We start from the raw sequence: 25,440 nt of genomic DNA, 5'->3' as shown, positions 1-25,440 counted from the left end.
CCATGGAAGTTAGCATCAACAATATCCGCAAGGAATTCGACCGCTTCGCCGCGCTGAACGACGTGTCGCTGAAAATCGCGTCCGGCGAACTGATCGCGCTGCTTGGTCCGTCCGGTTCCGGCAAGACGACGCTGCTGCGGCTGATCGCCGGGCTGGATTTCCCCACCGCCGGCCAGATCTTCTTCGGTGCCGAAGATGCCTCGCATCATTCCGTGCAGGATCGCAATGTCGGCTTCGTGTTCCAGCATTACGCCCTGTTCCGGCATATGACGGTGGCCGAAAACATCGGCTTCGGCCTGAAGGTTCGCCCCTCCGCCAGCCGCCCGTCGAAGACCGAAATCCGCAAGCGCGTTTCCGACCTGCTCGATATGGTCCAGCTGTCGGGGCTTGAGAGCCGCTATCCGAACCAGCTTTCCGGCGGCCAGCGCCAGCGTGTGGCACTGGCCCGCGCCATGGCGATCGAGCCGCGCATCCTGCTGCTCGACGAACCCTTCGGCGCGCTCGATGCCAAGGTCCGCAAGGAGCTGCGCCGCTGGTTGCGCGAGTTTCACGACCGCACCGGCCACACCACCGTCTTCGTCACCCACGACCAGGAAGAAGCGCTGGAGCTCGCCGACCGCGTCGTCGTCATGAGCCAGGGCAAGATCGAACAGGTCGGCTCGGCCGACGACGTCTATGACCGGCCGGGATCGCCCTTCGTGTTCTCCTTCATCGGCGAATCCTCGCACCTGCCGGTCGAGGTGAAGGACGGCACGGTCCTGTTCCAGGGCGAGCCGATCGGCGTGTCCGGGGAAGCCAACAGTTCTGGCGACCTCTACTTCCGTCCCGAAGATGTGGAACTGACGCAGGAGCGCGACGCGCTGTTCGGCAAGGTCACGGCCTCGCGGCGTCTGGCCGGCACCCGTATCGCCGAGATCGATATCTCCAACCCTGGTGGAAGTAACGACCACGAGCCCTTCCATGTGGAGATCGAAGTGCCGTTGCACGCACCGATCGAGCTCGGCTCCGAAGCAAGGTTCCGTCCGACCCGCTGGAAGATCTTCGGCCGATGACAGGGTGCTGGTACGGGTCGGGTACCAGCTTTTCACACTCTAAATTGATCCCTATCAATTCCGGGCGCATCGGAAGCTGATATGCAGCCTGCGCGCGTAAGCTTCGGTAAATCAAAGTGCTCTATGAAGCTCGCAGTTCGATAGTCCGACAGGTCTCCTATGGCAGATATTGCGCATGAAACGATGGCCCCCGCCGTTGCGGAGGGCGAAGCGGTCTCCGCTGTGGGTCAGTTCGGCAAATTTCTTGCCGAGCGACTGCTGGACGTCCTTGGCAATCGCGGCCTTGCCTTCTATTTCGCGCTGATCGCCTTCACCGCGGCGCTGTCGCTCTACGTATTTCTGGAAGAGAACCTGCTCGCAGTCGCCTGGCATCTCGTCATCGGCGACGTCACGACACGCGTCTCGGCCGGTTTCGTCACCGTCGCTTTCGTCGGCTCGCTGGCCGCCAGCCGTCACCGTCGCGTTCCGCGTCCCGCCTCCCGTATCCCGTCCGGCGAGGATATGGAGAGAGCGCTCCATATCCTCGCGGTCCAGCCCAACGCCAGCGCCGGCCTCGTGCGCCTGGGCGATAAGAAGCTGTTGTTTTCCGATTGCGGCACTGCGTTCATCATGTATGCGCGCTCCGGCCGGACCTGGGCGGCGCTGTTTGATCCGGTCGGCTGCCGCAAGGCGTGGCCGGGACTGATCGTCAAGTTCATGAACGCCGCGCGCCGCGATGGCTGCCGCGCCGTGTTCTACCAGGTCTCGCCCGAGTTTCTGCCCTGCGCAGTCGAGGCGGGTCTGAAACCCTACAAGCTCGGCGAACAGGCGGTGGTTCATCTCATCGATTTCGATCTGAAGGGCGGCGCCTGGCTGAAACTGCGCCGCTCGATCAACCGTGCCGAACGCGACGGGCTGGAATTCTCGTTGCTGCCGGCCGAAGCGGTGCCCGGCGTGATGGACGAGCTTATCGGCGTTTCCCGCGCCTGGCTTGCCGCCCATAACGCGGCCGAAAAGGGCTTTTCGCTCGGCACGTTCCAGCCGGCCTATGTGGCCGCCGGACCTGTCGCCGTCATCCGCCTCGAAGGCCGCATCGTTGCTTTCGCCAATATCCATGCGACGAGTTCCAGCGGCGATGCCTTTATCGATCTCATGCGGCATGTGCCCAACACCCATCGCGGCATGATGGATCTGCTCTTCGTGCGCATCATGGAGCATTTCAAGGCGGAAGGGTATCGCACGCTCAACCTCGGCATGGCGCCGCTTTCAGGCCTTGCCACCCACCGCCGCGCCCCGCTCTGGAACCATATCGGCAACCGCATTTTCGAAAACGGCGAACGCTTTTACAATTTCCGCGGCGTTCATGCTTTTAAGTCGAAATTCGATCCGGAATGGCAGCCGCGCTATCTCGCCGTCTCCGGCCGTGGCATGCCGCTCGTGGCCCTGTTCGACGTGACTAAGCTAATTGCCGGCGGCCTGAGGGGCATCCTTCGCCGATGAAGCTTTTGCCTGCAATTGTTGCCGGCATCACCGTGGTCGCCGCCGCGGTGAATGCGTTTCAGTGGTGGGCCGGCCCGGGCAGTCGAAGCCTGCCGACCGATCGCATTGCCTATCCCGACACAAAGGCATCCGGCATCGTCCTCCTCCTGTCCGGCACCGAAGGCTGGTCGGACCGCGAACAGACGGTCTCCGATGCGCTGGCTGCTGACGGCGCCGTGGTCGTCGGCGTTGATCTTCCCGACTATTATGAGGCGCTGGGCCGCGAAGAAGACCGCACCTGCCTCTATCTCGTCTCCGATATCGAGGAACTGAGCCGCCAGATCCACCGCGAGCAGGAGATCGCCGCCTACCTCCCGCCGGTCATCGCCGGCATCGGCGGCGGTGGCGCCCTGGCGCTCGCGATCGCCGCCCAGACGCCGGCCTCGACCATCGCAGAAACCATCGCCATCGATCCTCAGGCCTCCATTCCCGTCGAAAAGATCCTCTGCACCCCGGCACCCAAGACGGTAGTCGACGGCGGCGTAATCTACAGCCTCACGACGGGTCCGCTTCCCGAACCGGTGCGCATCCTTTTGACACCGCAGGCAGATCCGGCAGGGGAAGCCCATGCGGATGCTCTGAAGCAGACCCATCCGGCAATCGAGATCACCGCCTGGGACGAAACCGCTGAAAACCTGCTGCTGCAAACCGTTTCCACAACGCTTGCCCGCCTTCGCCAGTCATCGTCGCCGCTCGGCCTGCCGATCGTTCCGACCGCGGCCGTGCCGCTGCACGATACGCTGGCGATCATCTATTCCGGCGATGGCGGCTGGCGCGATATCGACCAGAAGCTCGCCGCCTATCTCGTGGAAGACGGCATTCCGGTCGTCGGCGTCGATGCGCTGCGCTATTTCTGGACAGAGAAATCACCCCAGGAGACGGCCACCGCTCTCTCCCGCATCATCACCACCTACCGCCAGCGCTGGAACGTCAAAAACGTCGTCCTGATTGGCTATTCCTTCGGCGCCAACATCCTGCCGGCCACCTATCGACTGCTGCCCGAAGCAGACAGACAGGTCGTATCGTTGCTCTCGCTTCTGGCCCTCTCGCACCAGGCCGATTTCGAGATCGCCGTCACCGGCTGGCTCGGCTGGGCAGGGGCCGCCAAGCAGGGCGATCCGGTCGATGACATCGCTAAGGTCGAGCCGCACAAGATCCAGTGCATCTACGGCACGGAGGAGGAAGACACGGCCTGTCCTGCTGTCGAGGACATCCCCGGCACACTCATCCATTCACGCCCCGGCGGCCACCATTTCGATGGCGACTACCGCGCCCTCAACCGGCTGATCGTGGACCGCATCAAGGCTTTGTCCTCCCCCGCGATGTGATCCGGATCCACTTGCCAGAATAAGCTTCCAGGCGCATCATGCATCGCACTTGCAACGCATGAGGTGATGCTAATGAAAACCGCAACCATCCCGTCGCTGCGCGTCGACCCGGAACTCCGCGCGGCTGCCGAAAGCGTGCTGAAGGAAGGCGAAACGCTATCCGCCTTCGTCGAGGACTCGCTGAAGAGACAGATCGACTACCGAAAGACCCAGGCGGAGTTCATCGCCAGGGGGCTGGCAGGTCTGGCCGAAGCTGAGCGCACCGGTGTTTACTACAGCCATCAAGACGTACTCGACATGTTGGAAAGCAAGCTGGAAAAAGCGAGGGCGAGGAAAGCCGTTGAAACTCGATGACCGTCAGGCTGGTATACACCGCAGCATTCTTTGAGGATATGGACAGGCTGGCGGATTTCCTCATTGAGCGAGATCCTGATCAAGCGATCCGGGCGATTACGGCTATAAAGAAAGCACTTGCTATCCTGATTGACTTTCCACTGATGGCGAGGCGTGCTTCCAGGGAAGATCCCCTCGTCCGGGAGTTGGTCGTGCCATTTGGTTCTTCCGGCTACCTCATTCTCTTCAAGCTCATTGACGATCAAACCGTCACCATCCTCGCCATCCGGCACCAGCGCGAGGACGACTACCACTGACACCGCACGACCCTAGCGGTCGCTCATCGTCGCTCTCGGATTGACCCAGGGCTCCTGATTGCTGCGGGGCAGGGGCTGTTTGCCCAGAATATGATCCGCCGCCTTCTCGCCGGTCATGATCGATGGGCCGTTGAGATTGCCATAGGTCACATGCGGGAAGATCGAACTGTCGGCCACCCGCAACCCCTCGACGCCGATCACCCGGCATTCCGGATCGACCACCGCCATCAGATCGTCGGCCCGGCCCATCCGGCAGGTGCCGCAGGGGTGATAGGCGCTTTCCAGATGCTCGCGCAGGAAGGCATCGATCTCCTCGTCGCTCTCAACCTGTTCGCCCGGCTGGATCTCCGGCCCGCGATAATCGTCGAACGCCTTTTGGCTGAAGATCTCGCGCGTCAACCGCACGCAGTGGCGGAACTTGATCCAGTCTTCCTCGTGGCTCATGTAGTTGAAGCGGATGACAGGATCGTCCTTCGGATCGGACGAGCGCAGCGTCACCGCGCCGCGCGACTTCGACAGGTTGTAGCCCACATGCACCTGGAAACCATGGCTCTTCGCCGCCGCCTTGCCGTCATATGAGATCGCCACGGGCAGAAAGTGATACTGGATATCCGGCTGTTTCAGCCCGGGCTCCGAGCGCAGGAAGGCGCAGGCCTCGAACTGGTTGGAGGCGCCCAAGCCCCCCTTGGTCATCAGCCACTGGGCACCAGCCACCCCCTGCCAGAACCACGGCAGCCAGGAATATAGCGAGACCGGCTTGGTCGAGATCTGCTGGAAATAGAATTCCATGTGATCCTGCAGGTTGGCACCGACGCCCGGCCGGTCGGCCACGACCTCGATCCCCAATTCCTTCAGGTGCGCCGCCGGCCCGATGCCAGACAGCATCAAGAGTTTCGGCGAATTGAACGACGAGGCGGCGATGATCACCTCGCGATTAGCCTTCACCACCTCCGGGACGCCCCGCCGCAGCACTTCGACGCCGATCGCTCGGCCGTTCTCGATGACGACCTTCTGCGCCAGCCCATAGACGACTTCGACATTCTTCCGCTTCATCGCCGGCCGCAGATAGGCGTTGGCGGCGGACCAGCGCCGACCGTCATGGATTGTCTGCTCCATCAGCCCGAAGCCTTCCTGCTTCGAACCGTTGTAATCGTCGGTCGTCTCGAAACCGGCCTCCGCACCTGCCCGGATAAAGGCGTGGAACAGCGGATTGGTCATCGGCCCGCGCTGCACATGCATCGGCCCGTCGGTGCCGCGCCATCCCTCTTCGCCGCCATGCGCCGTTTCCATCCGCTTGAAATAGGGCAGCACATCCGCATAGGACCAGCCGCTCGCGCCGAGATTCTCCCAGCGGTTGTAGTCTTCCGCGTGCCCGCGCACATAGACGAGACCATTGATCGAGGAAGACCCGCCCAGCACCTTGCCCCGCGGCGCGGTGATCCGCCGGTTGCCGAGGTTCGGTTCGGGCTCCGAATAATATCCCCAGTTGTAGCGCTTCATGCTCATCGGCCAGGCTAGTGCTGCCGGCATCTGGATAAACGGCCCGTAATCCGTGCCCCCGGCCTCGATCACGATGACAGAATTCTTCCCGTCCTCGGACAGCCGATAGGCCATGGCCGAACCCGCCGAACCCGAACCGATGATGACGAAATCTGCTTGCATGATGTTATCCTGCTGGCGTCAATGAAAGGAGTGTCGAGAAGGGCAAAGAGGCCACTGGCCAAAAATTTCGCTTGACGGTATAAATTGCCGATGAGGGAGATCGTTTATACCCGGGAAGCCCGAAAGAGTTTGGACCGCATGCAGCCCAAACGGAAGGCGGCCATCCTCTCCAAACTTGAATAATATGTGCAAGGCGGGTCGGTCGACATCAAAAAAATGACGGGTAAACCTTACCTCCGGATCCGAGTCGGCCAGGATCGTGTCATCGTCAATGATCTCGGGCAAGTCGTCATGGTGATCGGCGCCGGGCCACGCGGCAGCATTTATCAGGAGTGACGCAAGATGGGCGATTTTCAGAAGCTGACGATCGACGGTAAGAATTATGTTCTGCTGAGCGAGGACGATTACGAAGATCTCGTCGACGGCATTCACGCGGACGCGATTATGGCCCGAGTAGCCGCAGGTGAGGAAACCTGGCCTCATGCACTGGTTAAGGAATTGTCCGAGACCGACAGCCGGGTTCGCACATACCGTACGTATCGCAAAATGACCGTTTCCGAATTGGCCAATGCTGTCTGCATTTCGGAGGCAAAGTTGTCTCAAATCGAGCTCGATAATGAAAGCGGCACCGTCGACGTGCTCAAGCGCATCGCCGCAGCCCTTCAGGTCGATCTCGACGATCTGGTCGTCGATAAGATACGAAGCGAAACCGAATGAGTGACCAAAAGACGCGTGAGCAACGGTCTCCTCCTCAGGCCAAACAGTTGTCCCTGGAAAAGGATTGCCGCAACGCTTATGGGGAGAACAGCAAGTCATCGAGAAAGAACATTCCCCTGTTCAAAGCCCTGTCTAACCGACGGGGTAGGCACGGTGCGAAGGTGGCCATCAAAGATCTGATCGACGACGATTCCCTTGTCGCTGAGCGCCGGTTGCTGATTGCCGACCAGAAGGCTTTGAAGCCCGAAAAGACAAAAAGTCCGGATCTCGCTTTGGGTGAACTGCTCACACGGAGAGGGAAGCGCCCGCAAACTATTTGATTCCTTCACCATCGCAAGTTCAATACGGCGCCTCAACCTTGCCCATTCCCACATACACCGTCTTCAGCTCCGAATAATGCTCCAGCGCCGCAAGCGAGTTTTCGCGGCCGAAGCCGGATTGTTTCGAGCCGCCGAAGGGGATTTCTACCGGGCAGAGATTGTAGGTGTTGATCCACAGCGTGCCGGCTTCCAGCAGATCCGCGACGCGATGGCCGCGTGTCAGATCGGCGGTGAACACCCCGGCGGAAAGGCCGAATTCGGTGGCGTTGGCGCGCGCGATCACCTCTTCTTCGTTGTCGAAGTCGAGCACGCACATGACGGGTCCGAAGATCTCTTCACGCGCGATGGTCATGTCGTCGGTGACGTCGGCAAACACCGTCGGCTGGATGTAGTAGCCTTCGCCCGAGACGTTGTTGGGAATGCCGCCGCCTGTGATGAGCGTTGCCCCTTCCGAGATGCCCTTTTCGATATAGGACATCACCTTCTGGCGCTGATCGAAGGAGACCATCGGCCCCACCTGGGTTGCCTCGTCCATCGGATCGCCGATCACCATCTTTTCAGTGCGGGCCTTCAGCCGCGACAGGAATTCGTCCCGGATTGCCTTCTGCACGAACACGCGGGTGCCGTTGGAGCAGACCTGTCCGGTCGAATAGAAATTGCCCAGCATCGCCCCGCCAATGGCGGAATCGATATCGGCATCGTCGAATACGATCAGCGGTGACTTGCCGCCGAGTTCCATCGTCACATGCTTGAGATTGCCGGCGGCGCTCGCCGCCACCTTGCGGCCAGTCGGCACCGAGCCGGTCAGCGACACCTTGGCCACATCTGGATGTTCGACCAGAAGGGGTCCGGTCGTGCGGTCGCCCTGGATGACGTTGAAGAGCCCTCTCGGCAGGCCGGCCTCGATCAGGATCTCGGCGATCTTGAGCGCGCCGAGCGGGGTGTTTTCCGACGGCTTGAACACCATGGCATTGCCGGCGGCAAGCGCCGGTGCGCCCTTCCAGCAGGCGATCTGCTGCGGATAGTTCCAGGCACCGATGCCGACGCAGACGCCGAGCGGCACCCGTTTCGTATAGGCAAAATCGCCGCCGAGCGGAATATACTGGCCGTTCATGCCGGCCGCGATCACGCCGCCGAAGAATTCGAAACTGTCGGCGCCCGATGTCGGGTCGGCAACGATCGTCTCCTGGATCGGCTTGCCGGTATCGAGCGTCTCCAGCTCGGAAAGCTCGCGGTTGCGGGTCCGCATGATCTCGGCTGCCCGCTTCAGGATCCGGCCGCGCGCGGTCGGGCTCATTGCCGCCCATTCCGGCTGGGCGCGCTTGGCGGCCGCAATCGCCTGTTCGACGATCGCAGGCGTTGCCGCATGCAGCCGCGCGATCACTTCACCCGTCGCCGGGTAAAGGCTCTCGATGACGCTACCGTCGGTATCCTCGACATATTCGCCGTCGATGAAATGGCTGGCGACTGGTTGTGCTTTCATGGGTCTTCTCCGTTCCTTGGCGACTATTCCCCGCGGGGGTAGCGCTTGGACTCTTCCAGATTGTCGAGGTTCATATGGTTGCGCATGTAGCGCTCGGAGGCTTTCTGCAAGGGCTGGTGGTCCCAGGGGTAATAGGCACCGTTGCGCAGCGCTTCATAGACCACCCAGCGCCGCGCCTGGCTTTCGCGCACGGCCGCGTCGAATTTCGCCATGTCCCACTTTTGCGCCCGCTTGGCGCGAAACCCGTCCATCACAGCGGCATGCGCCGGGTCATGCGCCAGGTTCTTGAGCTCGTGGGGGTCGGCATCGAGGTCGTAGAGCTGTTCGGGATCGAGCTCGCAATGCACGTATTTCCACTTGCCCTCGCGAATGCCCACCAGCGGCGCATGCGAGGCTTCGGCGGCATATTCCATCAGCACCGGCGCGGTGCGGGTGCCGCCATCGATCACCGGCTTCAGGCTCTCGCCATCGGTCCAGGGCATGATCTCGTCCATCGAGATGCCGGCAAGATCGCAAAGCGTCGGCGTGATGTCGAGATTGGAAACCGGCGCGGAGTTTAGCGACGGCGTGATCTGAGGACCGGCGATCATCAGCGGCACCCTGGATGACCCCTCGAAGAAGTTCATCTTGAACCACAATCCCCGCTCGCCCAGCATGTCGCCGTGATCGGAACAGAACAGGATGAACGTGTTATCCAGCATCCGCGTCCGGGTCAGCGTGTCGATCAGCTCGCCGACTTTCTCGTCGATATAGGAGATGTTGGCGAAATAGCCCTGACGCGCCCGTCGCACATGCTCGTCGGTGATCTCGAAGGCCGGATAGTCGCACGACTTCAGAATACGCGCCGAATGCGGATCCTGCTCTGCGAGCATGCCGATCTCGGGCATCAGGTGTTCGCAGTCGTTATACAGATCCCAGAATTTTCGGCGCGCCACGTAAGGATCGTGCGGATGCGTGAACGACACCGTCAAAGCCCAGGGCCGGCGGTCCGCATCGTCGTTGTCTCGGCTGAGATGGTAGAGCTTCTGGTTGGCGAGGAAGGCAACCTCGTCGTCATATTCCATCTGGTTGGAAATCTCGGCAACGCCGGCACCAGTGACCGATCCCATGTTGTGATACCACCAGTCGATCCGCTCGCCCGGCTTGCGGTAGTCCGGCGTCCAGCCGAAATCGGCCGGGTAGATGTCGGTGGTCAGCCGTTCCTCGAACCCGTGCATCTGGTCCGGCCCGACGAAATGCATCTTGCCCGACAGCGCCGTGTAATAGCCGGCGCGGCGCAGGTGATGCGCATAGGTCGGGATTGAGGAGACATATTCGGCGGCATTGTCATAGACCCCGGTTCTGCTCGGCAGCTGCCCCGCCATGAACGAGGCGCGGGCCGGCGCGCAAAGGGGAGACGAGGTGTAGTTGTTCTGGAAGCGGGCCGAGCGTGCGGCCAGCGCCTTCAGATGCGGCACATGCAGCCAGTCCGCCGGCCCATCCGGAAACAGCGTGCCGTTCATCTGGTCGACCATGATGATGAGAATGTTCGGACGGGACATGACCGGGCTGCTTTTCTTGAAGATGAGGAAGACCGCCAGAATGAGTTATTTTCGATTGGCCGCGCAATCAAGCAGGGATTGCGAACAGCGCTGTCTCAAAAGCGCAAGCCGATGACGCGAGGAGGATTTCCGGCCCAGTCTATCATCTGGCCCGTCGCGTAGACGCCAGACTGCGGCTCCCGAAGCCATCCGGCGTAAAATTCCCAACTAATTGTATTAGAATGATAAATGACTGTCGTGAAAGTTTCATCGAACTGTCATCTGCGGGAAAGGGATTTTTGACCAAAGCAGGCAAAGGTGGCGCCCGTAAGGGGAGCGTCTGGCCAATCCGGTCTGCGCGGTAAATGAGGTAAATTGCATGTCGTCTGCGGCCGTTCTGGAACCGGGCGTTTTCCGCCGCTATGCCAGCGATCAGCTTCTGCCGCTGGCCAAGCTCGTCATCGAGAACGCCTTCCAGCCGATCGTGGAGGTCGCCACCGGCTCCGTGTTCGGTTACGAATCGCTGCTGCGCGGGCATGACCGTCTCGGCTTCGCCTCGCCGCTCGAACTGATCGATCAGGCCTATGATGGCGGCCAGCTTTTGACGCTGGAACAGATGGTCGCCCACCGGGCGCTTGCCAAATTCTCCGGCCTTCCGGATTTCTCCAACCAGACCCTGTTTCTCAATCTCGATGTGCGGCTGATCCGCGACGGCCAGATTTTCCTCGAAAAGATCGTCCAGCACCTGCGCCAGGCAGGCGTTGCGCCGTCCTCGGTCTGCTTCGAACTGTCAGAGCGGTTCGACAACACGTCGGTACCGGAATTTGCCGAGCTGATGACCGAGATGCGCAAAGCGGGCTTCAAGCTGGCGATCGATGATTTCGGTGTCGGCCATGGCGAGATGAAGCTGCTCTGCGACTACCCGGTCGACTATCTGAAAATCGACCGGCACTTCGTCTCGGATATCGATGCCAGTCCGCGCAAGCGCCACCTCGTCAAGAACATCGTCAACATCGCCCATGTGCTCGGCATCCGCGTGATTGCCGAAGGCATCGAGACCGAGGCCGAATTTCTGGCCTGCCGTGAATACGGCGTCGATCTGGTACAGGGCTATTTCATCGCAAGACCCACCAGCTTCGTCACGGAGTTGCAGCCGGCCTATCCGCATCTGGCCGCAATCGGTCTGTCGCGCCGCTCCAGCCAGTCTCTCGACGAAATCCTCATCCGCAAGCAGATCGAAAAACTGCCGACCGTGTTCGAGAACGAGAGCATCGACAGCGTCTTTGAACTGTTTCGCCGCAATCCGCGCCAGGCCTTCTTTCCGGTGCTGAACGCCAATGGCGAACCGCGCGGCGTCATCAACGAATATCACCTCAAGGAATTTATCTATCAGCCCTTCGGCCGCGATCTCCTAAAGAACAAGGTCTATGAGCGCACCATCGCCCATTTCGTCGAGCGCGCGCCGATCATCGGTCTGGATGCCGAGGCGGAAGAGCTGATGAGCCTGTTTGCCAACATGGAAAACAGCGCCTGCGTCATCCTTACCGAAAACATGCGTTATGCCGGCGTCGTCTCGGCGGCATCGCTGATCAAGGTGGTCAACGAAAAGCAGCTCAAGATCGCCCAGGACCAGAACCCGCTGACGGGTCTTCCCGGCAACCGGGCCATCCGCGACTTCATGTACCAGGCCGGCCGCGATGACGACGAGCAGCGCTTCTTCTGCTATTGCGACTTCGACCATTTCAAGCCGTTCAACGATCATTACGGCTTCCAGATGGGCGACCACGCAATCTCGCTGTTTGCGGCGCTGATGAAGCGCTACTTCTTCTCCGACGAACATTTTCTGGGCCATGTCGGCGGCGACGATTTCTTTATCGGCATTCGCGACTGGTCCCGCGACGAGTTGGAGGAAATCCTCGAGCGCCTTCTATCGGATTTCCACGATGACGCCGTCGCGCTCTATTCGGAAGAGGAGCGGGCGGCAGGCCGGATCCGTGGCCATGACCGCACCGGCGTGGAGCGCGATTTCCCTTTGCTGCGCTGCTCGATCGGCGTCGTGCATCTGCCGCAGGGCCTGATCCTCGACGATATCGCCCGGATCGGAACGGAGATCGCAACGGTCAAGGTGGCCGCCAAGGAAAGCGACCGCGGCCTCGTGTTTGCAAGCTACGGTGACGTGAGATAGCAGGCCGGACGGGCGCAACCGGACGCGTCCCTTGCCAACCCCGCCTTTCCAATCAGGGGGCACTGTCCTAATTCAGTCGTCAGATACTGACAGGAGTAGACCCATGTCCATGCCGTCCCAGATGCGTTTCGTCGACCTGCCGTCCTTCGGCGCCCCCGATGTAATGACCCATGCCACCGGCCCGTGCCCGTCGGCGCGAGCAGGCGAAATTCTGATCAAGGTGGAAGCCGCCGGCGTCAACCGGCCCGACGTCGCACAGCGCCAGGGAAACTACCCGGCGCCGAAGGATGCAAGCCCGATCCTTGGCCTCGAAGTCGCCGGTGAAGTGGTGGCGCTCGGCGAGGGCGTGACCGAATTTGCAATCGGCGACAAGGTCTGCGGCCTGTCGAACGGCGGCGGCTATGCGGAATACTGCGTCGTGCCGGCTGGCCAGGCGCTGCCATGGCCGAAGGGCTATGATGCGGTGAAGGCCGCAGCCGTGCCGGAAACCTTCTTCACCGTCTGGGCCAACCTGTTCCAGATGGCGGGCCTGACCGAAGGCGAGAGCGTGCTGATCCATGGCGGCTCAAGCGGCATCGGCACGACCGCGATCCAGCTCGCCAAGGCATTCGGCGCGACGGCCTATGCGACCGCCGGCTCGAAGGACAAATGCGACGCCTGCGAAAAGCTCGGTGCGACCAAGGCGATCAATTACAAGACCGAGGACTTTGCCGAGGTGATCAAGGCCGAGACCGACGGCAAGGGCGTCGATGTGGTGCTCGACATGATCGGCGCTTCCTATTTCGAAAAGAACCTGTCGGTCCTTGCCAAGGACGGCTGCCTGTCGATCATCGCGTTTCTCGGCGGCAACATGGCGGAAAAGGTCAATCTCTCACCGATCATGGTCAAGCGCCTGACGGTGACAGGATCGACCATGCGGCCCCGCACCGCTGACGAAAAGCGGGCGATCCGCGACGAACTGCTGAGCGAGGTCTGGCCGCTTCTTGAAGCCGGCAAGGTCTCACCCGTCATCCATTCCGTGGTGCCGTTTGACGACGTGGTCGAGGCGCACCGGCTGATGGAAACCAGCAGCCATATCGGCAAGATCGTGATGAAGCTGGGGTGATGAAACCTGGGGGCAGGGGGTGGCCTTGGGCATCGCCCGGAAGGCACCCCGCCGCCGGCTGCGCGAATAGTGGTCGAACCGCCGCCGATCCGCAACTCAATAATATCTTCGATTGTTTACATAACTTGCCTTGCAAGCGCCCCATATCGCACCTACCTTCTGATCATCATCAACGTAATGAAAGGAAGGTGGTCCAATGTCTAATGAGATTTCGGTCTGTGTAGCGGGCAATGGAAAGTTGTTGGTCTTGACGGGGCAGCCCTCGGCCTGAATGACATCTTCCTTCGGACTGCATGATTGCAGCCCGGGTTCGTTCAACCGGACCAAACTCATGGAAGGGCCGCTCAAGCGGCCCTTTTCCATGTCTGCCGATCGCAAATTTCGATGGTCTTCCATCCTGCCTGGCAATGATGACCAATTCCCTGACATCGACCCTGGAAAGACATGCATGGCACGCATGGGTGGCCTGACGCTTCAGTGCTTCTGCTTCATCCTTGGGCAGCGTATAAAGAGGTCATCGAAGCAAGAGAAAGCGCCAGGATCTGGCAGCTGAAGCTTCGAAAGCCTCAGGAAAGGGGATCATCATGAACGTAGCACGCACCATCAACAACTGGCGCAAGTATCGTCAGACGGTCACCGAACTGGACCGTATGACCTCGCGCGAACTCCACGACCTCGGTATCGACCGTAGCGATATCCGTCGCGTCGCACGCACTGCCGTCGGCTTCTGATCGGTTTCTGATCGTATAATCCGAATGTTTGCAAACGCTCGCAAGTCTGCGGGCGTTTTGCGTTTCATGCATGGCTCCCATGCATCGCGGCACTGCTCTCTCGGCTAGATGCCGATCCGTCCGAGCGCCGGTACCTTGATGCCCGGCCGGGCGAGATCGAGGCCCGCGACGAGACCGAGGAAATGGACCTCGATGCCGCTCCGCACACCCACCGAAAAGCCTAACAGTCCGCGCAGCGTCACATGCAGGTCGCGGCTGTCCTCGTCCAGATGCACGAATTCCCCATCCGGCAGATAGTCGCGGCCCACCGCATGCGGCGGAAGCACCGCGCCGATCTCAGGCACGGTGCGCAGCACATAGGCCACGAACGTATTGGAATTCGGCCCCGGCCAGATCGTGTAGCCGCCGGGCTCGGCGTAAGGGTAGGCGGCAATCGCGCCTTCGATCTTGGGGATCAGCAGCTCCGCCTTCGATCCGGTGATCGATGTCACCAGCTGCGGCGGGTTCGAATACCAGAAGGCATCCGGATCGCGGTGGTTGCGGCGGATCGGGTTGCCCCAGCCCACCTTGTCATAGCGGGTATAGGTGGCCGCACCCTTTGCCTTGGTCACGATCCAGGCATGGCTTGCCACCGAACCTTTCAATCCGCCCGTCATCGCCGAGAAAATATAGATCGCCGCATCGTTGCTTTCGTTCGCCTTGGGCAGGATACCGGCCGATGACCAGCGCGCGGCGCTCCAGCCGGACGGGTGTTCGCGCATCGCCCAAAGGCCGGCGGAAGCGAAGGTGGGAAGAAGGTAGACGACGAAGATAAGGAGCAGCAACCGCTTTACCGATTTCATAAACATTCCCGTGCAACAAATCGCCGAAACGGCTATCAACGCCGCCGAAATGGCGTTTAAGCCGAATGAGCAATAGAAGCCGGCAAATTCAGGACTGACCGATGCAAAATCCCGTGACCGTTGAAGTGACCCGCGGCTCTCTCGTCGAAAGCCGCCATCGCGGCCTCGGCGTCGTCGTGGATGGCGAAGGCAAGACGCTGTTTTCCTTCGGTGATGCGGAAGCCGGCGTGTTTCCGCGGTCCTCCTGCAAGGCCATGCAGGCGCTGCCGCTGATCGAAAGCGGTGCAGCCGATGCCTATGGGTTCGGCAACAAGGAACTGGCATTTTCCTGCGCCTCCCATTCCGGCGAGGACGCGCATGTGGCCATGGCCGCCTCGATGCTGGCCAAGGCCGGCAAGAGTGTCGAAGACATGGAATGCGGCGCCCACTGGGCATCCGAACAGGCCTCGCTCATCCACCAGGCCCGCACCATCGAATATCCGACGGCTTTGCATAACAACTGCTCCGGAAAACATTCCGGCTTCGTCTGCACCTGCGTCCATTCCGGCACCCAGCTGAAGGGCTATGTCGACTACGATCATCCGCTGCAGAAGGAAATCCGCGACGTGATGGGCAGCCTCACCGGCGCGGTTCTCGCCGAAGACAATTGCGGCATCGACGGCTGCTCGATCCCGACCTACGCCGTCCCGCTCAAGGGCCTCGCCCACGGCTTTGCGAAAATGCTGACCGGCTCCGGCCTGTCCAATGAACGGGCGAAAGCCTCGCGCCGGCTGATGGACGCCTGCATGGCCGAACCGTTCTATGTCGCCGGCACCGGCCGCGCCTGCACCAAGCTGATGGAACTGGCGCCGGGCAAGATCTTTGCCAAGACCGGTGCCGAAGGCGTCTTCGTGGCCGCACTCCCCGATCAGGGCATTGCCATGGCGGTCAAATGCGAGGACGGTACGACCCGCGCCGCCGAAGCGATGATCTTTGCACTCATTGCCCGCTATTTCGAAAAGGGCGGCGAAACGCAGGAAAAGCTGATGGCCATGGCCAACCGCACGATGAAGAACTGGAACGGCCTCACCGTCGGCGAAGTCCGCGTCACCGACGCGCTGTTTGCCTGATACATAAGGGCCTGACACAAGAGGCAAGGATACGGATCGATGCTGACACTCTACATCACGCCCGGCACCTGCTCACGCGCCAGCCATATCGCGCTGGCCGAGTCGGGCCTCGATTATCAGGTCTCGCTCATCCGCTTTGCCGAGGGCGAGCAGCGATCGCCAGCCTATCTGAAGGTCAACCCGAAGGGCCGGGTGCCGGCATTGGTGACGGACAAGGGCGTGCTGACCGAAACCGTCGCACTGCTTTCCTACATCGCCCAGCTCGTGCCGGAAAAGAACCTCGCACCGCTGGATGACTTGTTCCTGTTTGCCAAGATGCAGGCCTTCAACGCCTATCTCTCCTCCACCGTCCACATCAACCACGCCCATGGCCGCCGCGGCGCGCGCTGGGCCGATAATGCCGCCTCGCATGCGGACATGATCGCCAAGGTGCCGCAAACCATGGGCGACAGCTTCGCTCTGATCGAGAACGATCTTGTCGAAGGCAAATTCGTGCTCGGCGAAACGTTTTCGGTCGCCGACGCCTATCTCTTCGTCATGAGCGGCTGGCTGGAAAGCGACCATGTGGAAATGGCCGAATTCCCGAAGGTCGCCGCCCACTACCGGCGCATCGAAATGCGTCCGGCGGTGCAAAGGGTGCTGGCGGAAGAAGCGGCAGCAAAGCCCGCCGCCTGATCGTCAGGCCGCAGACTGCTGGCAAACTCTGAAGAAGCTGATTTGGCGAGAGCGATACCCAGTCTCCCTCATCCTCGCCCTTGTGGCGAGGATCCAGCGACCCGACGTCTGCCGGGTCAGAGACTCCTTCAGCTCAAGGACTTGAGCTGACTGGATCCTCGCCACGAGGGCGAGGATTTAGGGGAGTTTGAGGCAACCGGCTCAATGTCTTGAGTGACCTCAAAGATTTGTTCGGCAATACCTCTGTTGGCAATCTGAAGCAGCAGCGAAACCCGCCAATTGATCGTCAGGCCGGCTCGGCGTTGCGCTTTCCCCACATCGCCTGATAGGCGGGCCGGGCGACGCAGGCGTCATACCAGGCTTTCAGCGCCGGGCGGCCGTCGAACAGGGCGGCATGGCTGCGCGCATAACGCACGATTTCCGTCACATTGATATCGGCAACCGTAAACCGCTTGCCCACCATGAACCCATCTTCGGCAAGATGCTTTTCAAGCACATCGAACGGCCGAGCGAGCGTGCGTGCAGCAGCCTCGATCGCCGCCTTGCCCTCGTCGGTGGATGCGCTGGACGACTGGATCGTCAGGGCCGCGGTCTCGACGCTGGTTGCCGCAAACAGCGACCACTGCACCATCTGCGCCTCTTCCTCGATCGTCTTCGGAGCAATCTCGCCGCCATGCTTGCGGGCAAGGTACAGCGTGATCGCAAGCGACTCGTGCAGCACAAACCCGTCATCGTCCATCGAGGGGATCGAGCCCATCGGATTGACGCTCAAAAACTCCGGCGACCGCGTATTGACAGGCGCGCCATCAACCGAAGCGTCATCCAGCCGATAGGCCTGGATGACAGGAATATGCTCGAACGGCAATCCCAGCTCCTCGATCAACCAGAGCGGCCGCGTCGCGCGCGAACGATAGACGCCATAGATTTTCAGCATGCGTATCTCCCATTGTGTGTCGCGGGCGACGCTAGAGTGCTTCGGCCCCGAACGGAAGATGCAGCCCCCTCAAATCGACCGGTTGGACGTCCGCTTCAGTTTTCGGTATAGTCATCAGCATTCTGATCTTTCCAAGGGCCAACCCCATGCGCGCCACCCGTTCGCTCAGCATCACCCTGCCGGTCGAGATCGCCGACATGGTCGAAGCCAAGGTCGCCTCCGGCGAATACGCCTCGGAAAGCGACGTGATCGCCGAGGGCCTGCGCCCGATGGCAGCACACGACGCCGCGATCGAGAGATGGCTGAGGGACGAGGTCGTGCCGACGCTTCAGGAAATGGATGCGCACCCGGAACGGGGATTAACCGGCGACGAGGTGGATCGATATCTGGACGAGCTGGCGGCAAAACTTGGCGAGCAGATGACGAAGGAATGAAATACAGGGTCGTCTTCGATCCTGCGGCGAGAGATGATCTTGCCGATATCCTGACATATCTGGCACCCCGCATGGGTGTAGATCCGGCATTGGCCTATGTTCGCCGCATCGAAAACTACTGCCTCGATTTTTCGACATTTCCGCACCGCGGCATGCGGCGCGATGACGTACACTCTGGGCTGCGGCTCGTCGGTTATCGGTACAAGGCAACGATCGCCTTCCGCGTCAGGGACGACGTCGTGCAGATTGCCCGCGTCTTCCACAACGGCCGCAACATCGATTTCGGCCCCAGCCCCGAAGCTGCCGACCCCGAAACCTAACCCACCCGGTTCCCCATAACCGTCAGATGCGGAAACGCCGCCGCCGCATCACGCGACCCGCCCAGCTCTTCCGTCGCCGCCTCCGTCCACCGAAAGCCAATCACGCCGCCATCCTTCACGTCCTGAAACACATTGCCGCTGATGACAGTCGATCCGGCACCTTCGGCAACGCTGACGGCACAGCCGACCTTGGCGCCGCGCACGATATTGTTGTTGGCGACCACGTTGCGCAGATAGGGGCCGAAGCCGAGGGCCAGACCCCAGAGGGCGGCGTTTTCCACCACGTTGCCTGTCACAGCCGTGTCGGCCTCGGCGCTGATGCCGACGCCGAAGATGGCGCCGTCGAGTTTGTAGGGACCGGTTGCCGAAAGGTTGCGGACGATATTGCCTGAAATGGTCGAAAGCCTGCCGCCTTCGTTGAAATTCACGACGGAAATGCCGTTTGCCGCGCCGTCCACCGTATTGCCCGAGATGACCGCGCCCTCGAACGAGAATTCCGCATAAATCGCCGTCTCGCCGGAGCCGAAACACTGGTTGCCGGAAATCTGCGCGTTGGAGGAGCTGTTGGCGCGGATCGCCGAAAAGGCGGCGTCGGTGATGTGGTTGCCGCTCACCATCACGTTGGCGGCGCGAAACAGGTTGATCGCGTTGCCATATTGCCCGGTGCCACCATTTCTGGCACCGATCCGGAAGATGCGGTTCGCCGTGACGATGCTGCCATCGACGCCCTTTTCCCAGCGATGGATGAGAATGCCGCCATTGCCGCAATCGAACACGCTGTTGCCGGTCACCGAAAGATCGGTGCTTTCCACCGCATAGAGCGCGTAATCGGCAGCGCCCGATATTTTCGAGCGCTCGATGCGTCCGCCGCATCGCTCCAGCTGGATCGCGGATTTGCGCGCGCCGAGGATTTCGCAATTGTCGATGGAGATATCGGGAATGCCGGAGAAATGGATAAGGGCAGGGGTCTGATCATCAAGCCAGCGATTGCCGCCGTCGATCACCAGATTGGAAAGCTCGATCCGCCTTGCCGCGGTTGCACGGATAAAAGATCCGTCGCCGGAATAGACGAGCCTGGAAGCGCCTGATACGCCGACCAGCCTTGTATTGTCGGGAAGATCGAGGCCGGAAACGCGGTAGTCGCCGGGCGGCAGATAGACCGGCTTGTTCTGCCGCGCCGCCTGTTCGATCAGCGCCAGCAGCTTGCGGGTCGAAACATCACCGCCATCAGGCGACACGCCATGGTCGCGCGCATCGATCGAGCCGCGCAGGTCAACGGTCGAAACGCTGGTAGGTGCTGCAAGCGCTGGCAGCGGCAATGCGGCAACCGCAGCGCCCGTCATGCCCCAGCCCAGCAGTTTACGTCTCGAAATCATCCAGCCCGTCTCCATCATCTCCTAGACCAAGCATTTAACGTGCCAGCGGAAGTGTCCGGTTTCGGGACGGGGGAGCGGTCAGGTCGGAGAGGGACGGCCCGCGCCACCGGGATAGACGGCTTCGAAGCCGGAGATGAACTTCTCGAACAGATGCGAAAACGCCGAAAGCTCTTCCTCCGGCCAGTCGCCCAGCACATTCACCAGCAGCGAACGCTTGACCGCCTGTAGCTCGGTCAGCAGCGCATCGCCGAGTTCGGTCCTGACCAGCAGCGAGCGCCGCCCGTCCTCCTGCGAAGCATCACGCCTGAGAACACCGCGCGACACGAGATCGGTCACCAGACGGCTGCCGCGCGACGGGTCGATCCGCATCGTCTCGGCAATCGCGCCCACTGTGATTTCGCCCTCGATCCGGCCCATGACGTCAAGCACGTCGAGATGCGCCGTTTCCAGCCCCGGAACCGTGTTGGCGATCGCGGTGCGCGCAATCATCCGCCGCCCCATCAGATGCCGCATCCGGGTCAGGTTGTCGCTGACACGCGAAAGACCCTCCGCAAATGCGGCGGTTTCGGTCGAAGGCTGTGGGTCTGATGCAGAAATCGTGGTCGTCATCGCTGCAACTTATCAGCAGGTGCCGGGTCGTTTCAACGAAATTGTGCCGGTTGCATCTGCCTGCTGTTGACAATTATATGCTGAAGTCACATAAATTCGTCGACCCCTTCAGGAAGTATGCCATGGATATGTCACGCCCGGCCCAGACCCCGCTTGTTGCCGCCAAACGACAGCGTCTATTCGTTTTCTGGTTCCTGATGGCGGCGCTTTTCATGGCGGCGCTCGACAATCACATCGTCTCCACAGCTCTTCCCACCATCGTCGGCGAGTTCGGCCAGATGGAGAGTTTCGGCTGGGTGTCCTCGGCCTTTCTTCTGGCCATGAGCGCGGTCATGCCGATCTACGGCAAGCTGGGGGATCTGTTCGGCCGCAAATATGTGATGCTGTTCGCCATCGTTCTCTTCACGCTCGGCTCGGTTCTGTGCGGCTTTGCCTGGTCGATGAATTCGCTGATTGCGGCCCGCGTCTTCCAGGGGCTTGGCGGCGGCGGCATCATGGTGTCGATCTTCTCGATCAATGCCGATCTGTTCGAGCCGCGCGAGCGGGCGAAATACCAGAGCTATTCCAGCCTGATGATCATGGCCGCCGGCAGCATCGGCCCGGTTCTCGGCGGCACGCTCAGCGATCTGTTCGGCTGGCGCTCGATCTTCCTGATCAACCTGCCGCTCGGCGTCATCGTCGTGACAGGCCTTGCCCTGCTGCTTCCCTATCGCCGCCCGCAGCGCAAGCCGAAGATCGATTATGCCGGCGCCGTCGTGCTGGCGCTGACGATCGCGAGCCTCGTCACCTTTGCCGACAGCCACCAGCTGTTCGGCTCGCTGATCGCGGTTCAATCGCTGGTCCTTCTCGCCTTCGGCATCGCCTGCGCCGGTCTCTGGGTGTTCGTCGAAAGCCGGGTGCCCGAACCGATCGTGCCGCTCAAACTGTTCAGGGACAGCACCTTCTCGCTGTTTCTCATCATCACGCTTTGCTCCGGCGCCGTCGGCATCGGCATGGTCAACTATTACGCGCTGTTCCTGCAGACGACGACGGGCCTGTCGCCGTCGCAGGCCGGCCTGTTCTTCATCGGACTCACCGGCGGCATCGTCGTTGGCTCCATGTCGGCGGGAAGGCTGATTTCCATCACCGGCCGCTACAAGCCGTTCGCCGTGTTGGGACTTGTCATGAGCATCGGCGCTCTTCTGCTTCTGTCGCAGGTGACGTCGGCTACGCCGCTCTGGCTCGTCGCCATTCTGCTGATGCTTCAGGGTCTTGCCGTCGGCTTTGGCCAGCAGGCCCCGATCATCGGCGTCCAGAATTCCGCCCCGCGCGAGGATATGGGGGCCGCCACCGGTGCCGTGACGCTGATGCGCATGGGCGGCGCCTCGATTGCCATCTCGCTCTACGGCGCCATTATCGGCTCCTCCGTCAAGGGCAGCGGGGTTGTCATTCCAGGCGTTGCCGATATCGGCGCGCTCACCCCGAAAGTGCTCGACCAGCTGCCGCAAGCCTCCCGCGAGGCGGTAGCCTCCGTCTACTTCTCCGCCTTCACGCCGCTCTTCTTCGCCGCCGCCGTGATCGCCACCAATCGGCCTGATCGCCGCCCTTTTCCTCAAGCCGAAACGCCTGCCGACTGCGCAAGTCCAGGCCGCCGCACAACAAAACAAGCTGCCCACCCCGTAAGGCTCTTCCAAGCGGGCTTTCCCCGCCTATCTCTCGTCCTATGAAACCCGAGGCACTGCTTCATCCCACACCGGCCGGCCTGTTCTGCCCCGTCGGCGGCTTCCATGTCGATCCGGTGCGCCCCGTCGAGCGGGCGCTGATCACCCATGGCCATTCCGATCATGCCCGCGCCGGCCACACCCATGTGCTGGCCACCCGCCAGACGCTCGACATCATGAAGATCCGCTACGGCGACGACTTCTGCACCTCCGAACAGGAGGCTGCATGGGGCGAGGTGATCGATGTCGGCGGCGTCAATGTCAGCTTCCATCCGGCCGGCCATGTGCTCGGCTCGGCGCAGATCGCGCTTGAGCATAAGGAACTGCGCATCGTCGTATCAGGCGATTACAAGCGCGGCGTCGATCCCACCTGCGCACCCTTCGTGCCGGTCAACTGCGATGTCTTCATCACCGAGGCAACCTTCGGCCTTCCGGTCTTCCACCATCCCCACCCGCGCGAGGAAATCGGCAAGCTATTGACCTCGCTCAAGCAGTTTCCCGACCGCAGCCACATGGTCGGCGCCTACGCGCTTGGAAAGGCGCAGCGGGTCATCCGCCTGATCCGCGACAGCGGCTATGACGAACCGATCTATATCCACGGCGCGCTCGCCAAACTCTGCGACTATTACGAAAGCCAGGGCATCGCGCTCGGCGAAATCCGCCCCGCCACGATCGACAAGAGCAGCCCCGACCTGTTCAAGGGCGCCGTCGTCGTCGGCCCGCCCTCGGCCTTTCAGGATCGCTGGGCCCGCCGCTTCAACGAACCCCTGATCGCCTTTGCCTCCGGCTGGATGATGGTGCGCCAACGCGCCAAACAAAGCGGCGTCGAGCTGCCGCTGGTCATTTCCGACCACTGCGACTGGCCCGAACTCTTGGAAACCATCAACGAGGTCGCTCCCTCAGAAGTCTGGGTCACCCACGGCCGCGAAGAAGCGCTGGTACGCTGGTGCGAACTGAATGGCATTCCAGCGCGGCCGCTGCATCTGGTCGGCTACGAGGACGAGGGGGATTGATGATGCGTGGATTGTTGCAAAAAGGCCCCTTCCAACCCTCCCCACAAGGGGGAGGGCTTAACCTGGTCGCACCGCTGTCGCACAATCTGGGTGGTGCCGTGCCGCTGGTTTTCTCCCCCCTTGCGGGGGAGATGGCCGGCAGGCCAGAGGGGGATCGATGATGCGTGGATTGTTGAAGAAAGACCCCTCCCAACCCTCCCCACAAGGGGGAGGGCTAGAGCCCGTCGCGCCCCTGTCGCATACCAGGGGCAGTGCCGTGCGGCTGGTTTTCTCCCCCCTTGCGGGGGAGATGGCCGGCAGGCCAGAGGGGAATTGATGATGCGTGGATTGTTGAAGAAAGACCCCTCCCAACCCTCCCCACAAGGGGGAGGGCTAGAGCCCGTGGTGCCCGTGTCGCACAATCGAGGCAGTGCCGTGCCGCAAGTCTTCTCCCCCCTTGTGGGGGAGATGGCCGGCAGGCCAGAGGGGGTTTTTCGAAGAGTGCTGCGCCCATGAAACCCTTCGCCACACTCCTCGATCGCCTCGTTCTCACCCCCTCGCGCAACGGCAAGATCACCCTGCTGGTCGATTACTTCCGCACCACGCCCGATCCCGATCGCGGTTACGGGCTGGCAGCGCTGGCAAGCGCGCTCGATCTCAAAAGCGTCAAGCCCGCCATGCTGCGCGAGCTGGTGCTGGAGCGCATGGATGCGGTTCTGTTCCAGTATTCCTACGACTATGTCGGCGATCTCGCCGAGACCATTGCCTTGGTCTGGGACGGCCTCGAAAAGGACGACACGACCGACGCCGAGCAGCCGCTTCTGTCGGAAGTCGTCGCCCGGATGAATTCGCTCGGCCGCACCGAGGTGCGATCAGCCGTCCGCGACCTGCTCGATCACCTCGATCCTTCCGGCCGTTTCGCCTTCCTGAAGCTCGTCACCGGGTCGCTTCGCATCGGTGTCTCCGCCCGGCTTGCAAAGCAGGCGCTGTCCGAAATGTCGGGCAAGGACGTCACCGAGATCGAGACGCTGTGGCACGGGCTGGAGCCGCCCTATGTGTCGCTGTTTGCTTGGCTGGAAGGCCATGCCGACAAGCCGGTTCTGGCGACGCCGGCGATCTTTCATTCGGTCATGCTCGCCAATCCGGTCGAGAGCGGCGATCTCGAAAAGCTCGATCCCGCCGATTATGCCGCCGAATGGAAATGGGATGGCATCCGCGTCCAGATGTCTGCCCATGGCGGCACGAAGAAACTTTATTCCCGCTCGGGCGACGATATCACCGGCGCCTTCCCCGATATCGTCGAGCAGATCAATTTCGATGGCGTCGTCGATGGCGAGCTTTTGGTCGGCGGCACGATGCGTTCCAACAATCCCACCCGCACCTTTTCCGACTTGCAGCAGCGCCTCAACCGCAAGACTGTCAACGCCAAGATGCTGGAGGATTACCCCGCCTTCGTGCGCGCCTACGATATCCTGTTCGACGGAGAGGCGGATGTGCGCGCAAAAGGCTTCCTCGAGCGCCGCGAGCGCCTGTCCGAGGTAATCGGCCACGCCCCGCATGACCGGTTCGACCTGTCCGATCTCGTGCCTTTCACCACCTGGGATGAGCTCGAAGCCCTGCGCCGCGATCCGCCGGACCCGGTCATCGAAGGCGTCATGATCAAGCGCCGCGACAGCGTTTACCAGGCCGGCCGGCTGAAAGGCCCGTGGTTCAAGTGGAAACGCGACCCCTATAATGTCGATGCGGTCATGCTTTATGCCCAGCGCGGCCACGGCAAACGCTCCAGCTATTATTCCGACTTCACCTTCGGTGTGTGGACTGAAGGACCCGATGGCGATCATCTCGTGCCCGTCGGAAAGGCCTATTTCGGTTTTACCGATGCGGAGCTGGAAGTGCTCGACAAGTTCGTGCGCGACAACACGGTCGAGCGTTTCGGTCCGGTAAGGGCGGTGCGCGCCGACAAGGATTTCGGCTTCGTGCTGGAAGTCGCGTTCGAGGGCATCAACCGCTCGACGCGGCACAAATCCGGCGTCGCCATGCGCTTTCCCCGCATTGCACGGCTGCGGATGGACAAGCTGCCGCGCGATGCCGACCGGCTGGAAACGCTGACCGCGATGATCGATGCCAAAACGGCGGACGCGAAGATGTGACCGCCGGCCCGCTTGCGTTTAGAACCGT

24 protein-coding genes and 1 pseudogene are annotated in these 25,440 nt (G+C 61.5%); 18 read left to right on the top strand and 7 right to left on the bottom strand.

What is annotated here, in order from left to right:
* Positions 1-2 precede the first annotated feature (2 nt).
* The 5 genes from ACQY1J_RS16375 to ACQY1J_RS16355 all read left to right on the top strand — a co-directional run bounded on the left by ACQY1J_RS16375 (position 3) and on the right by ACQY1J_RS16355 (position 4,548).
* On the top strand, positions 3-1,052 hold the full coding sequence (locus ACQY1J_RS16375) for a sulfate/molybdate ABC transporter ATP-binding protein (protein WP_430250337.1): 1,050 nt from the start codon (positions 3-5) through the stop codon (positions 1,050-1,052).
* A gap of 159 nt (positions 1,053-1,211) precedes the next feature.
* Positions 1,212-2,531 (top strand): phosphatidylglycerol lysyltransferase domain-containing protein, encoded by a 1,320-nt coding sequence (locus ACQY1J_RS16370; protein WP_430250336.1) that lies wholly within the window; start codon positions 1,212-1,214, stop codon positions 2,529-2,531.
* Positions 2,528-3,898 carry a virulence factor family protein gene (locus ACQY1J_RS16365; protein ID WP_430250335.1) on the top strand — a complete coding sequence of 457 codons (1,371 nt, stop codon included), beginning with the start codon at positions 2,528-2,530 and terminating at the stop codon, positions 3,896-3,898. The genes ACQY1J_RS16370 and ACQY1J_RS16365 overlap by 4 nt, the downstream gene beginning before the upstream one ends.
* Positions 3,899-3,970: 72 nt before the next feature.
* Complete coding sequence (locus tag ACQY1J_RS16360; protein ID WP_062453540.1) at positions 3,971-4,252, top strand: YlcI/YnfO family protein; 282 nt, start codon at positions 3,971-3,973, stop codon at positions 4,250-4,252.
* A complete protein-coding gene (locus ACQY1J_RS16355; RefSeq protein WP_062579545.1) occupies positions 4,249-4,548 on the top strand; it encodes a type II toxin-antitoxin system RelE/ParE family toxin in 300 nt (99 codons plus the stop codon). Before ACQY1J_RS16360 ends, ACQY1J_RS16355 begins: the two co-directional genes overlap by 4 nt.
* A 12-nt stretch (positions 4,549-4,560) precedes the next feature.
* On the opposite strand, the gene betA is transcribed toward ACQY1J_RS16355, so the two are convergent.
* Positions 4,561-6,210 (bottom strand): choline dehydrogenase, encoded by a 1,650-nt coding sequence (gene betA / locus ACQY1J_RS16350; protein WP_430250334.1) that lies wholly within the window; start codon positions 6,208-6,210, stop codon positions 4,561-4,563.
* A 216-nt stretch (positions 6,211-6,426) separates the two neighbouring features.
* Between betA and ACQY1J_RS16345 the strand changes: the two genes are divergently transcribed.
* Genes ACQY1J_RS16345 through ACQY1J_RS16335 form a run of 3 tightly spaced genes read left to right on the top strand, consistent with a single transcriptional unit; the run spans position 6,427 to position 7,247 of the window.
* Positions 6,427-6,546, top strand: a complete 120-nt coding sequence (locus tag ACQY1J_RS16345; RefSeq protein WP_430250333.1) for a type II toxin-antitoxin system RelE family toxin — start codon at positions 6,427-6,429, stop codon at positions 6,544-6,546.
* A gap of 6 nt (positions 6,547-6,552) precedes the next feature.
* Positions 6,553-6,927 (top strand): helix-turn-helix domain-containing protein, encoded by a 375-nt coding sequence (locus tag ACQY1J_RS16340; protein ID WP_430250332.1) that lies wholly within the window; start codon positions 6,553-6,555, stop codon positions 6,925-6,927.
* Complete coding sequence (locus tag ACQY1J_RS16335; protein ID WP_430250331.1) at positions 6,924-7,247, top strand: hypothetical protein; 324 nt, start codon at positions 6,924-6,926, stop codon at positions 7,245-7,247. Before ACQY1J_RS16340 ends, ACQY1J_RS16335 begins: the two co-directional genes overlap by 4 nt.
* A gap of 19 nt (positions 7,248-7,266) precedes the next feature.
* On the opposite strand, the gene betB is transcribed toward ACQY1J_RS16335, so the two are convergent.
* Together betB and betC are read right to left on the bottom strand one after the other, a co-directional pair.
* Positions 7,267-8,730, bottom strand: a complete 1,464-nt coding sequence (gene betB / locus ACQY1J_RS16330; RefSeq protein WP_430250330.1) for a betaine-aldehyde dehydrogenase — start codon at positions 8,728-8,730, stop codon at positions 7,267-7,269.
* 23 nt (positions 8,731-8,753) lie between these two features.
* Positions 8,754-10,271, bottom strand: coding sequence for a choline-sulfatase (betC, locus tag ACQY1J_RS16325; RefSeq protein ID WP_430250329.1), 1,518 nt, complete (start codon positions 10,269-10,271; stop codon positions 8,754-8,756).
* Between the two features lie 358 nt (positions 10,272-10,629).
* Here betC and ACQY1J_RS16320 point away from each other — a divergent pair, with 358 nt between their 5' ends.
* From ACQY1J_RS16320 to ACQY1J_RS16310, 3 genes are all read left to right on the top strand, one after another.
* On the top strand, positions 10,630-12,435 hold the full coding sequence (locus tag ACQY1J_RS16320) for a GGDEF domain-containing protein (RefSeq protein WP_430250328.1): 1,806 nt from the start codon (positions 10,630-10,632) through the stop codon (positions 12,433-12,435).
* Between the two features lie 103 nt (positions 12,436-12,538).
* Positions 12,539-13,540, top strand: coding sequence for an NAD(P)H-quinone oxidoreductase (locus ACQY1J_RS16315; RefSeq protein ID WP_184654738.1), 1,002 nt, complete (start codon positions 12,539-12,541; stop codon positions 13,538-13,540).
* A gap of 584 nt (positions 13,541-14,124) precedes the next feature.
* Positions 14,125-14,271, top strand: coding sequence for a DUF1127 domain-containing protein (locus ACQY1J_RS16310; protein ID WP_082471856.1), 147 nt, complete (start codon positions 14,125-14,127; stop codon positions 14,269-14,271).
* A gap of 104 nt (positions 14,272-14,375) precedes the next feature.
* Here ACQY1J_RS16310 and ACQY1J_RS16305 read toward each other — a convergent pair whose 3' ends face one another.
* The gene (locus ACQY1J_RS16305) at positions 14,376-15,113 is read right to left on the bottom strand and encodes a DUF3750 domain-containing protein (RefSeq protein WP_062453533.1); all 738 of its coding nucleotides are present in this window, start codon (positions 15,111-15,113) and stop codon (positions 14,376-14,378) included.
* 101 nt (positions 15,114-15,214) lie between these two features.
* Here ACQY1J_RS16305 and ACQY1J_RS16300 point away from each other — a divergent pair, with 101 nt between their 5' ends.
* Positions 15,215-16,222 (top strand): asparaginase, encoded by a 1,008-nt coding sequence (locus tag ACQY1J_RS16300; protein ID WP_430250327.1) that lies wholly within the window; start codon positions 15,215-15,217, stop codon positions 16,220-16,222.
* A 39-nt stretch (positions 16,223-16,261) separates the two neighbouring features.
* On the top strand, positions 16,262-16,897 hold the full coding sequence (locus ACQY1J_RS16295; protein ID WP_430250326.1) for a glutathione S-transferase family protein: 636 nt from the start codon (positions 16,262-16,264) through the stop codon (positions 16,895-16,897).
* A gap of 286 nt (positions 16,898-17,183) precedes the next feature.
* Here ACQY1J_RS16295 and ACQY1J_RS16290 read toward each other — a convergent pair whose 3' ends face one another.
* A complete protein-coding gene (locus ACQY1J_RS16290) occupies positions 17,184-17,831 on the bottom strand; it encodes a glutathione S-transferase family protein (protein ID WP_430250325.1) in 648 nt (215 codons plus the stop codon).
* Positions 17,832-17,977: 146 nt separating this feature from the next.
* Here ACQY1J_RS16290 and ACQY1J_RS16285 point away from each other — a divergent pair, with 146 nt between their 5' ends.
* Complete coding sequence (locus tag ACQY1J_RS16285) at positions 17,978-18,265, top strand: type II toxin-antitoxin system ParD family antitoxin (RefSeq protein WP_325261485.1); 288 nt, start codon at positions 17,978-17,980, stop codon at positions 18,263-18,265.
* The gene (locus ACQY1J_RS16280; RefSeq protein ID WP_430250324.1) at positions 18,262-18,585 is read left to right on the top strand and encodes a type II toxin-antitoxin system RelE/ParE family toxin; all 324 of its coding nucleotides are present in this window, start codon (positions 18,262-18,264) and stop codon (positions 18,583-18,585) included. The genes ACQY1J_RS16285 and ACQY1J_RS16280 overlap by 4 nt, the downstream gene beginning before the upstream one ends.
* On the opposite strand, the gene ACQY1J_RS16275 is transcribed toward ACQY1J_RS16280, so the two are convergent.
* Positions 18,582-19,961, bottom strand: coding sequence for a TIGR03808 family TAT-translocated repetitive protein (locus ACQY1J_RS16275; RefSeq protein ID WP_430250323.1), 1,380 nt, complete (start codon positions 19,959-19,961; stop codon positions 18,582-18,584). The genes ACQY1J_RS16280 and ACQY1J_RS16275 overlap by 4 nt on opposite strands.
* Positions 19,962-20,039: 78 nt before the next feature.
* Positions 20,040-20,570 carry a MarR family winged helix-turn-helix transcriptional regulator gene (locus ACQY1J_RS16270; RefSeq protein WP_113167485.1) on the bottom strand — a complete coding sequence of 177 codons (531 nt, stop codon included), beginning with the start codon at positions 20,568-20,570 and terminating at the stop codon, positions 20,040-20,042.
* Between the two features lie 122 nt (positions 20,571-20,692).
* On the opposite strand from ACQY1J_RS16270, the pseudogene ACQY1J_RS16265 reads away from it, so the two are divergent.
* From ACQY1J_RS16265 to ACQY1J_RS16255, 3 genes and pseudogenes are all read left to right on the top strand, one after another.
* Positions 20,693-22,232, top strand: a pseudogene (locus ACQY1J_RS16265) (MDR family MFS transporter).
* Between the two features lie 40 nt (positions 22,233-22,272).
* Positions 22,273-23,283: a ligase-associated DNA damage response exonuclease gene (locus tag ACQY1J_RS16260; protein ID WP_430250322.1), complete on the top strand. Its 1,011-nt coding sequence runs from the start codon at positions 22,273-22,275 to the stop codon at positions 23,281-23,283.
* A 491-nt stretch (positions 23,284-23,774) separates the two neighbouring features.
* Positions 23,775-25,412 (top strand): cisplatin damage response ATP-dependent DNA ligase, encoded by a 1,638-nt coding sequence (locus ACQY1J_RS16255; protein ID WP_430250321.1) that lies wholly within the window; start codon positions 23,775-23,777, stop codon positions 25,410-25,412.
* Positions 25,413-25,440 lie beyond the last annotated feature (28 nt).

The organism is Neorhizobium sp. DAR64860/K0K1 (assembly GCF_050500205.1).
GTDB lineage: Bacteria > Pseudomonadota > Alphaproteobacteria > Rhizobiales > Rhizobiaceae > Neorhizobium > Neorhizobium soli.
The sequence above is the reverse complement of the archived record's forward strand: the minus strand, read 5'-3'. Positions and strand labels throughout refer to the sequence as shown.